Annotated in this window: 2 protein-coding genes; both read left to right on the forward strand. The window is 68.2% G+C overall.

Annotation, left to right across the window (positions count from 1 at the left end):
• The first annotated feature begins 162 nt into the window (after positions 1 to 162).
• Positions 163 to 6,981 carry a type I polyketide synthase gene (locus tag JOD54_RS33670; protein WP_204455951.1) on the forward strand — a complete coding sequence of 2,273 codons (6,819 nt, stop codon included), beginning with the start codon at positions 163 to 165 and terminating at the stop codon, positions 6,979 to 6,981.
• Positions 6,978 to 11,099 (forward strand): type I polyketide synthase, encoded by a 4,122-nt coding sequence (locus JOD54_RS33675; protein ID WP_204455952.1) that lies wholly within the window; start codon positions 6,978 to 6,980, stop codon positions 11,097 to 11,099. The genes JOD54_RS33670 and JOD54_RS33675 overlap by 4 nt, the downstream gene beginning before the upstream one ends.
• Position 11,100 lies beyond the last annotated feature (1 nt).

The raw sequence follows: 11,100 nt of genomic DNA on the forward strand, positions 1-11,100 counted from the left end.
CCGGGGCCGTTGTTCGCCACCATTGGTGCGCCCCGGGTGGACGGTGTCGACCGATGTCGCACCCACTGGATAACCCGTATGACGTTGTACGCACGCTGTTGTCGGACCGACCGCCGAGGCGTCCACGCGAGGTGTCGGGCGCATGTCGTTGGGGGCACGCAGATGACCGAGAACGCCGCTGTGCCAGTGATCACAGTGCACGGACTCGTGGACCGGGTGCTCACCCAGCGTTCGGCTGAATCGGTCGCGGTGGTCGAGGGCAACCGCCAAGTGAGTTACGCCGACCTCGACCGGATGGCGCAACGGGTCTCGTCCTGGTTACTGGCGACGGGTGTCGGGTCGGGTTCCTTGGTGGCACTGCACTTGCGCCGCGGTCCTGAGCTGTTCGCCGCGATGCTCGGGGTCATGCGGGTGGGCGCGTGCTACGTCCCGATGGACACCGCCGACCCGGCGGCCCGGCTGCGCGCGATCGCCGACGACGCTGCCATCACCGTGTTGATCACCGAACCCGGCCTGGACGCGCCATTCCCCGCGCGCACCCTGCTCGTGGACGACGCGCTCATGGACAGTGTGCCGCCGGACGGTCCCAGCCGCGCGGCCACCGACGTCGACGCCCCGGTCTACACGATCTTCACCTCCGGCTCGACCGGGCGCCCCAAGGGTGTCCCGATGACACACCGGTCGCTGGTCAACCTGCTGTGGTGGCACGAACGCGAACGGCCGGGCAGCAACCAGGCGCGTACCGCGCAGGTGTGCGCGGCGAGCTTCGACTTCTCCTTCCACGAGGTGTTCTCCACGCTGTGCTTCGGCGGAACGCTCGTCGTCGCCGACGAGCAGACCCGCCGGGACCCGCACGCGCTCGCGGATTTCCTTGAACGGCAGGGAATCGAGCGGCTGTTCGCCCCGGTGTCCACGCTGACCCAGTTGGCCGAGGCCGCACGTGGGCGCACTACCGCACTGCCCGTCCGCGACGTGGTGACCACCGGGGAGCGGTTGCGCACGACCCCGGCGCTGCGGGCGTTCTTCCAGCGCACGGACGGCGGCAGGCTGCACAACCACTACGGCGCCACGGAATTCCAGGACGCCACGACGCACACCCTCGACGGCGACCCCGCCGGGTGGCCGGACGCGGTACCGATCGGCAAGCCCATCGCCGGGGTCGAGGTGCACGTCCTCGACGACGACCTCACCCCGGTGCCCGAGGGCGAGCTCTACATCGGCGGTGTGGGTGTCGCAGGCGGCTACCTCAACCGCCCGGACCTGACCACAGAGCGCTTTCTGGACAACCCCTTCGGGGCAGGGCGGCTCTACCGCACGGGTGATATCGGCCGGATCTCCCCTGACGGAACGGTGGAACACCTGGGGCGTGCCGACGACCAGGTGAAGGTCGGCGGCGTCCGGGTCGAGCCGGGTGAGGTGGAGGCCGTCCTCGAGTCGCACGCCGACGTCCGGGAAGCGGTCGTGGTGGCTCAGCGGGTCGCCGGGCGGGAGCGGCTGGTCGCGCACGTGCTGGCCCCGAGCGCGGTCGACGGGACCTTGCCGCGGCGACTGCACCGGTACCTCTCCGACCGGCTGCCCCGGTACCTGGTCCCGGAGGCGTACGAGGTGCTCGACGCGATGCCGCGCACCGCGAGCGGTAAGACCGACCGCCGCGCCCTGCTGCCCCCGGAGGTGCTCGAGCGACTCTCCGACGATCCCGTCGTGGCCGCCCGCACGGGCACCGAACGCCTGCTCAGCGAGGTGTGGCAGGAGCTGCTGGGGCTCGACGAGGTCAGCACGACGGACAACTTCTTCGACATCGGCGGAACCTCGCTGCACCTGGTCGCGCTGCGGGACGCGCTCGCCGAGCGGACCGGGGGCGCGTTCTCCCTGGTCGACCTGTTCAGCCATCCCACCATCAGGGGGTTGGCTGCCCACTTGGACCGGGAAGCGCCCGCGCTCGCACCGCGCGAGCGGTCCGCGGCAGGCGGGGACATCGCGATCATCGGCATGGCGGGCAGGTTTCCCGGCGCGGGCGACACAGCAGCGTTCTGGCGGGATCTGGTCGCGGGCGTGGAATCCGTGAGTGCCCTCGACGAACTCGACCAAGTGGACCCGGCTCTGCTGGACAACCCCGACTACGTGCGAGCAGCCGCGGCGCTGCCCGACATCGACCGGTTCGACGCGGCGTTCTTCGACATCAACGCCAAAGAGGCGGCCGCGATCGACCCGCAGCACCGGCTGTTCCTGGAATGCGCGTGGGAGGCCTTCGAAGACGCCGGGTACCGACCGGGCGCAGAGCACGGCGCTGTGGGGGTCTTCGCCGGGTCGAGCATGAGCACGTACCTGGTGAACAACCTCACCCGAGGCGCGAGCGGCCCCTTCATAGAGGCGGATATGGCCCAGTTCCAGGCGAAGCTGGGCAACGACCGCAACTACTTGCCGACTCGGGTCTCTTACAAGCTCGACCTGCGCGGGCCGAGCGTTGCGGTGCAGACAGCGTGCTCGACATCGTTGGTGGCGGTGCACCTCGCGTGCCAGAGCCTGCGGTCGGGCGAGAGCGACATGGCGCTCGCGGGCGGTGTTTCGGTGATTGTGCCGCAGCGCGGCGGGTACCTCTATGAAGAGGGCATGGTCCGGTCCCGCGACGGGCATTGCCGTGCCTTTGACGCGGAGGCCGACGGGACGCTGTTCGGCAACGGGTGCGGCGTGGTGTTGCTTAAGCCGTTGGCGAAGGCTCTATCAGACGGTGACCGGGTGATCGCGGTGGTCAAGGGGTCCGCAGTCAACAACGACGGGTCGGTGAAGGTCGGGTTCACCGCGCCTAGTGTGCGGCGCCAGGCCGAGGTGGTGGCCGACGCCCTGGCCGACGCCGGGGTACCCGCCGGATCGGTCGGGTACGTGGAGGCGCACGGCACGGGGACGGCGATCGGGGATCCCATCGAGGTGGCGGCGCTGAACGCGGCGTTCCAACTCGATGGTCCACTTCCGGCGGGGAGTTGTGTGCTGGGGTCGGTGAAGACCAACATCGGGCACCTCGACGAGGCCGCCGGGATCGCCGGGCTGGTCAAGGCGGCGCTGGCGGTCGAGCACGGCACGGTGCCGCCGACAGTGCACTTCACCAGGCCCAACCCGGAGATCGACTTCGCGGCGGGTCCGTTCTTCGTCTCCGCCGAGCCGACACCGTGGCCGGAGTGGGCGACGACCCGGCGGGCCGGGGTGAGTTCGTTCGGCATGGGCGGGACGAACTGCCACGTCGTGCTGGAGCAGGCGCCGCCGCAGCAAGAGGTCACCACCGCGCCAGGCCCGCACGTGCTGACCGTGAGCGCTAAGTCCGCGCAGGCACTGCGAGAGCTCATCGCCCGGTACACCGAGCACCTCACTACGCATCCCGACCTCGCGATGTCCGATGTGTGCGCGACGGCCGCGGCGGGCAGGCAGGTGTTCAGCCACAGGTTCGCGGCTGTGGTCTCAACAACCGCAGACGCACTGCAGGCTCTGGAGTCCTCTATAGAGGAGCCACGTCGGTCGAAGGTCGCGTTCCTGTTCAGCGGGCAGGGATCGCAGTACGCGGGTATGGGACTGGCTCTCTACGAAGAGCATCCGGTGTTCCGCGCGGCTATAGAAGAGTGCGCGGCACTTCTGTCCGGACTGTTCGACCTGCACGCGGTTCTCGCGGACGAGACGGCGATCAACGACACCGCGCACGCGCAGCCCGCGTTGTTCGCCATTGAGTACGCCTTGGCGAAGCTGTGGCTGTCATGGGGCGTGCGACCGGAGGCGCTGCTCGGTCACAGCGTGGGCGAGTTCGTTGCCGCGCATCTGGCCGGGGTGTTCTCGTTGACCGGCGCGATCACGCTGGTGGCCCATCGGGGTCGGCTCATGCAGGCCTTGGACGAGCCGGGCCGGATGGTGTCGGTGGCCGCTGCGGAATCGGCAGTGGTCGAACTCGTCGAGCAGCACACCGAGGTAGCGATCGCGGCGGTGAACTCGCCGGGATCGACCGTGATATCAGGTCGCGCCGAACAGGTCGAGCAGGTCCAGGCGGAGCTGGAGCGTCGTGGTGTGCGGTGTAAGGAGCTCATCGTCTCGCATGCGTTCCACTCGCCTCTTATGCGACCCATGCTGGCGGAGTTCGCGACGATCGCGGGCGGGGTGACCTATCACGAGCCAACGATTCCGGTCATCTCCAACGCGACCGGCGCTGTCGCGGGGCCGGAGATCGCGACTGCTGAGTACTGGGTCGACCACGTGCTCAACACGGTCCGGTTCGGTGATGGTGTCCGCACTCTCATCGAGTCTGGCGTAGACGTGTTCATAGAGGTGTCACCTCGACCTACGCTGCTGTCCCACATAGAGGCTGATGCCCTGCTTGTGCCATCGCTCCGACAGGGCCAAGGGGCAGAGCAGTTGCTGCGCGGCGCAAGAGATCTGTTCGCGGCTGGGGTCGATATCGACCTTGCAGCGCTCTATGAGCGCAAGGGGCACCACAAGGTTGCGTTGCCTACGTACCCGTGGCAGCGGGAGCGGCACTGGATCGACGCGCCAACCACGCACCAACCCACAGCTGGCGGTCCTCTCATCGGTCAGCGCTTGGACATCGCCGACAGCGATGACATCCGGTTCCAGGCCACGCTCGGTCCGAAGACACTGTCGTGGTTGGGTGACCACCGGGTGTTCCAGTCGATTGTCATGCCCGGCGTGGCGTTCCTGGAGACCGCTCTGGCCGCCCACCACGAGGCGTTCGGCGGTGCGGGCGCGGTGGTGCGCGACTTCTTCGTGCACCGCGCGATGAGCTTCGCCGACGCGGGTGCCCTGCGCGAGGTGCAGATCGCACTGCTACCTGACGGTCTGCGGATCCACTCGCGTGTTCCCGGCGATCGCCAGTGGACGTTGCACGCCTCCGGCGCGACCGGTTCACCTGACTCACCGCTGGCTGCGGAGCCTCTCGCTGCGTTGCGCGAGCGGTTCACCAACGAGGTCCCGGTCGAGGAGATCTACCAGGGTGAGCGGGAACGGGAAATCGACCTGGGTGAGCTGTTCTGGGCGACCGAACGGCTGTGGCGGGACGGCACCGCCTGCCTGTCGGAGATAGCGCTGCCAGCCGCTCTGCGCGGCGAGACCAAGCACCGAATCCATCCGGTGCTGCTAGAGGCCTGTTTCCTCGCTCTTACAGTCACCTACCCAGAGAAGTACGGCAGGCGCACCTATGTGCCGGTGGGTGTCGAGAAGTTGACTCTGCACGCCAAGGTCGGCACTCACGCTTGGTGTCACGCCCGGCTTCGGCCTAGTGACAGCGAAACCCCGGAGACCTTGCACGGCGACGTAGACCTCTTCGACGCCGATGGCTCTCTAGTGCTCACCATGGAGGGCATCCTCCTGAAACTGGCCACTAGGCAAGCGATGCTCGGCACAGAGGCCTGGCGTGACTGGCTCTACACCACGCAGTGGGAGGAGGCGCCCGCAGCAAAAGTGTCAACCGACCGACCGCTGGTGGTGACAGGGGGCGCCTTCGCCCACCTCGGCGATGCCGCTAAGAGCGCAACCCCGGGGCGGGCGGTCCTCTATTGCCTTCCGGCCGAGTCTTCGAGCACCGACGCAGCAGAGCTCGCCACTCCCCTGCTCGACGTCGTCCGCGACTTGGCGGACAGCGGTTCGAAGCTCGTCGTAGTCACCCGTGGCGCGCAACCCGCTGGGACTCGAGCTGTGGCCAGCCCAGCCCAAACGGCTCTATGGGGGCTAGGCAGAGTTATCGCGCTGGAGCACCCAGACCTCGGCCTCACCTTGATCGACCTCGACGAGTCCACCCCGGCCTCTGTCGTGCTCGATGAGCTGTCGAGCGATGAGCCGCAGGTCGCCTACGAGAACGGCACTCGCTATGTCGCCCGCCTGAGCCGCGAGACCGCGCCCGGGACAGGTCCTACCCTCAGTCCGGATGGGATGTACCTCATCACCGGCGGCCTAGGTGGTCTTGGCCTGGAGACCGCTCGGCTGCTGCACCGCCAAGGCGCCAGGCACCTCGTGCTGGTCAGCCGTTCGGCACCTGGTCCAGACGCCGAGAAGGTCATCGCCGAGCTGCGAGCCGCAGGCACCGAGGTCCGCACCGCGGCCGTTGATGTCTCCGACGAGACGGCCCTCAAGGAGCTCCTGGACGGCCTCAGCGATCTCCGAGGTGTGTTCCACCTGGCCGGGGTACTCGACGACGGTGTGCTCGCCCAGCAGACCCCCGAACGGTTCCGGACCGTTCTGGGTGCCAAAGCGGACGCGGCCTGGCACCTGCACCGGTTGACCGACAACCTGGACCTCTTCGTCCTGTTCTCCTCGATCAGCTCGGCGCTGGGCTCGCCCGGCCAGGGCAACTACGCCACCGCAAACGCTTTCCTGGACGGCTTGGCCGAGTACCGACGCGGACTTGGGCTACCCGCGCTGGCTGTGCAGTGGGGTTCGTGGGCCGAGACCGGCATGAGCGCCCGCGCGGGCTTGAACGACAAGCTGACCTCCCTTGGCGAAGGTGTCATCCCGACCGAGGAAGGTGTGGCGGCACTGGCATCCCTGCTCGGAACCAATGGCGTGCGAGCAGTACTACCGATCGACTGGCAGCGGTTCTTGAAGCACCAGCTCACTGTGCCGCCGGTTCTGTCGCGGTTCCAGACCAAGAACGACGACAACACGTTCCGCGATCGCCTAGAGGCCGCGCCACAGGAGCAGCGACGTGACCTGCTGGCAGCGGAGGTACGCGAGCAGGTCGTCCGCAGCATCGGTACCGACAACGGCCTAGGGCCGGATGTGGGCTTCTTCTCGCTAGGGCTGGACTCACTCAGCTCGATCGAACTGCGCAATCGCCTCCAGACAGCGCTAGGGCAGCGCCTGGGGCAGACGGTCGTCTTCGACCACCCGACGCTGTCGAGCCTGACCGACCACCTTGTCTCTGAGCTGGGCCTGACCGACACCGACGACGTTGCCCGGCTCTTGGCGGCCAAGCTCGGACTGGGGGTCTTATGAACAGCCCCAACTACGACGCACTGCTGCGTAAGGCGCTGGCGCGAATAGAGCACCTGGAGTCCGAGCTCCAAGCGGCGAAGGTGACCGCCCCGGAGCCGGTGGCGGTGGTCGGGATCGGCTGCCGCTTCCCCGGCGCGGAGGGCCCGGCGGAGTTCTGGCGGCTGTTGGTCGAGGGTCGGGACGCGATCACCGAGGTGCCGCCGGATCGATGGGACATCAACGCCTACTACGACCCAGACCCGGACAAACCTGGTCGGATGAGTACCCGGTACGGCGGGTTCGTGCCCAACCCGGCCGGGTTCGACACCGCGGCTTTCGGGATCTCCGCCCGTGAGGCCGCCAGCATCGACCCACAGCAACGGATGCTGCTTGAGGTCACCTGGCGCGCGTTCGAGCACGCGGGGATGCCGGTGAAGGACCTACCAGAGCGCACTGGCGTCTATGTAGGCATCAGCAATGTCGACTACCGCGAGGCGATGGTCCTCCATGGTGAAGACAACATCGACGGCTACTTCAGCTCCGGTAGCACGACCAGCACAGCTAGCGGGCGCCTCTCGTACTTTCTCGGCCTAACGGGTCCGTCGCTGTCTATAGACACCGCGTGCTCCTCGTCTGCGGTCGCGCTGCACCTCGCGGTACGCGACCTGCGGGCGGGCACGTGCGATGTGGCCGTGGCCGGTGGGGTCAACCAGATCCTCACCCCACACGAGACCATCAGCCTGTCCAAGGCCCGGATGATGGCCCCTGACGGCCGTTGCAAGCCGTTCTCCGCTGCGGCGAACGGCTATGTGCGGGCCGAGGGCTGCGGCATGGTTGTTCTTAAGAGGCTGTCGGACGCCGAACGCGACGGGGACAACATCCTCGCGGTGGTGCTGGGCAGCGCGACCAACCAAGACGGCAGGCGTAGCGGTCTAACCGTTCCGCACGGCCCCTCCCAACAGGCCGTCATCCGGGAGGCGCTGCGCGACGCGGGTGTCTCGCCTATAGAGGTCGGCTACATAGAAACCCACGGCACGGGTACTGCCCTGGGAGACCCGATCGAGGCTGGAGCACTGGGCGCTGTCTTCGGAGAGCGGGAGCGCCCTCTCGTGCTGGGGGCGGTGAAGTCGAACCTGGGTCACTTGGAGTCCGCAGCGGGCATCGCGGGTGTGATCAAGGCCGTGCTGTCCGTCCAGCACGGCCTGGTCCCGCCGAACCTGCACTTCGACGAGCCCAGCGAGTTCGTGGACTGGTCACTCCCTCTGCGGGTGCCGACGGCCGCCGAGGAGTGGCCGCAGGGTCGCCGGGTGGCAGGGGTCAGCTCGTTCGGCTTCAGCGGCTCCAACTGCCACATCGTGCTGGCGGGCGGGGAGACGGCCCCCATGCCTGCCAACACAAACCGGTCGGCCGCGGTGGTGACCGTGTCGGCAGCCTCGGAGTCCGCCTTGCGGGCCGCTCAGCGGCAGCTGGCCGAGCACGCCACGATCGGGTCTGCCTACACGGCCAACACCGCGCGCAGCCACTTCGAGCACCGGGCGGCGGTGGTCGTGACTTCGGACGGCGAGGTGACGATCAAGACCGGTCGCGCTGGTCAGACCCCGCCGAAGGTCGCGTTCGTGTTCACCGGGCAGGGCGCGCAGCACCCGAGGATGGGCGGGTGGTTGATGCGCGGCAGCACGGTCTTCGGCGACATCATCCGCGAGTGCGACGAGGTCGTCCGGCCCCTGCTCGGCCGCGGTCTCACCGAACTGCTCGACGGCGAGGTCAGCGAAGAGGAACTCGCCCGCACCGAATACGCCCAGCCCGCGCTGTTCGCCTACGAGTACGCCCTCGCCCGGATGTGGTCCTCGTGGGGCGTGCGCCCGACGGCGTTGCTCGGCCACAGCGTAGGTGAGTTGGTCGCTGCTTGCGTCGCCGGGATGTTCTCGCTGGAAGACGCGCTCCGCCTGGTCGTCGCCAGGGGACGGCTGATGCAGGCCCTGCCCGAGGGCGGCCGGATGGTGTCGCTGCGCGGCACCCGTGAGGTGATCGAGGCGGCCATCGCCGAGTACCCGCTGGTGAGCGTCGCGGCGGTGAACGGGCCCCAGGAGATCGTCATCTCCGGGGACGGGGTGCAGGTGGGCGGTGCCGTCGAACGCTTGGCCGAGCACGGGGTGACCGGACGTGACCTGCGTGTCTCCCACGCTTTCCACTCCCCGCTGATGCGGCCGATCGTGGACGAGTTCACCGAAGTGTTGCGCGGCATCACCTTCTCTGCCCCGAAGGTCCCGCTGGTGTCCAATGTGACCGGTCAGCCGATCACCTCGACGGGCCCGGACTACTGGGTGCGGCACGCGCTGGAACCGGTGTTGTTCGCCGACGGTGTGCGAGCACTGGCCGACAACCACGTGTTCCTGGAGATCGGCCCACAACCGGTGCTGTCGGCTCTCGGCCACGGCCTGCTACCCGAACGCGCGTGGCTGCCGAGTGCACGCCGAACGCGCGAATGGGAGGAGCCCGCCACGGCCCTGGCCGAGCTCTACGTCCGCGGCCACCCCATCGACTGGGCCGCCTACCACGAGTCCCCACAGCAGCGGATCGACCTGCCCGGCTACCCGTTCCAGCGCGAGCGGCACTGGTTCGCACCTGAATCCACTTCGGACAACCAGTGGCTCCACCGGGTCACCTGGGAGCAAGCCAATCCACAGCCCCCTGTGGATACTGTGGACAACGTCCGCTTCGAACCGGAACCCGCCACCGGTGATCCCGCCACGCACGCCCACCGTCTCGCGACCGACCTCCTGGCAATGGTCCAGGACATCGTCGCTCGCTCCGAGCCGCCTCGACTGCACGTGGTCACTCGGCACGCACACGCACTGAGTCCACAAGAGACAACAGATCCTTCGCACACCGCTGTCTGGGGCCTTCTCCACACCATCGCCGCGGAGTACCCCGAACTACACCTCACCGCCGTCGACACCGACGATGTCGACTCGCCGACCAGCGCCCCCTTCACCGTCATCCGCAACGGCGTCCACCACCACCCCAGGCTCACCCCCGCGCCCGCGGCCAGCTCGGTCGAACTGAAGCGGGACGGCACCTACCTGGTCACAGGCGGGCTGGGCGGCCTCGGATTGCGCACAGCCGAGGAGCTCGCCGGAGGCGGTGCGGGCACGATCGTGCTCACCAGCCGCCGCGAGCCGACGAGCGCCCAGCGGGCGAAGATCGCCGACATCGCGGCCGACGTGCGGGTCCACTGCGCCGACATCAGCGATCCGAACGCGGTGGAAGCCCTGATCGAGGCGCACGGGCCATTCCAGGGCATCGTGCACGCCGCTGGCGTGGTGGATGACGCGATCCTGGCGCAGCAGAGCGCCGAGCGGTTCCACGCTGTGCTGGCGCCGAAGGTCGACGGCGCGTGGCACCTGCACCAGAAGGCCACCGATCTGGACTTCTTCATCGCCTTCTCCTCCATCTCGACGTTCCTCCCGACGTTCGCCTCCGGTGGGTATGCCGCCGCGAACGCGTTCCTCGACGGCCTCATGGCGCACCGCAGGGCCGCCGGGTTGCCCGGTGCCGCCATCCAGTGGGGACCGTGGTCGGACATCGGCATGGCTGCGGATGAAGTCCACGAACGGTCTGGATTGCTCGTCATCGACCCGGATCGGGGTGCCCGACTGGTACTGAGCGGCGAGTCGGTGGCGGTGGTCAACGCCGACTGGGCGGCCCTCAGCACGACGACGGGCTTGGCACCCGGCTTCTTCGGTGTCGAGCCTGTGCCGCAACAAGCGAGTCCGTCGCTGCGCGGGGAGATCGGTGCGGCCAAGGACAAGGTGGGCTACCTGGGTGAGCAGGTCGAGCTGATCCTGCGGGACGTGCTGGGTGCGCGCACGCGGCTGAGCGGGCAGCAGGGGTTCTTCAGCATGGGCATGGATTCGCTGATGGCGGTGGAGTTCCACTCCCGGCTGACGAGGGCGCTGGAGCTGTCCATCCCGCCCACGGTCGTCTTCAAGCACTCGACCCTCGACGACCTCATCCCCTACTTGGCGGACGAACTCGAACTGAGTCCACAAGAGATGGCCGAGGAGGAGGACGTGTCCGCCGCCGATCTGGTGGCGCGGATCAGCCGGAGTTTCAGCACGCACGTGGACGAGGACTGAG

Source organism: Actinokineospora baliensis (genome assembly GCF_016907695.1).
Classification (GTDB): Bacteria; Actinomycetota; Actinomycetes; order Mycobacteriales; family Pseudonocardiaceae; genus Actinokineospora; species Actinokineospora baliensis.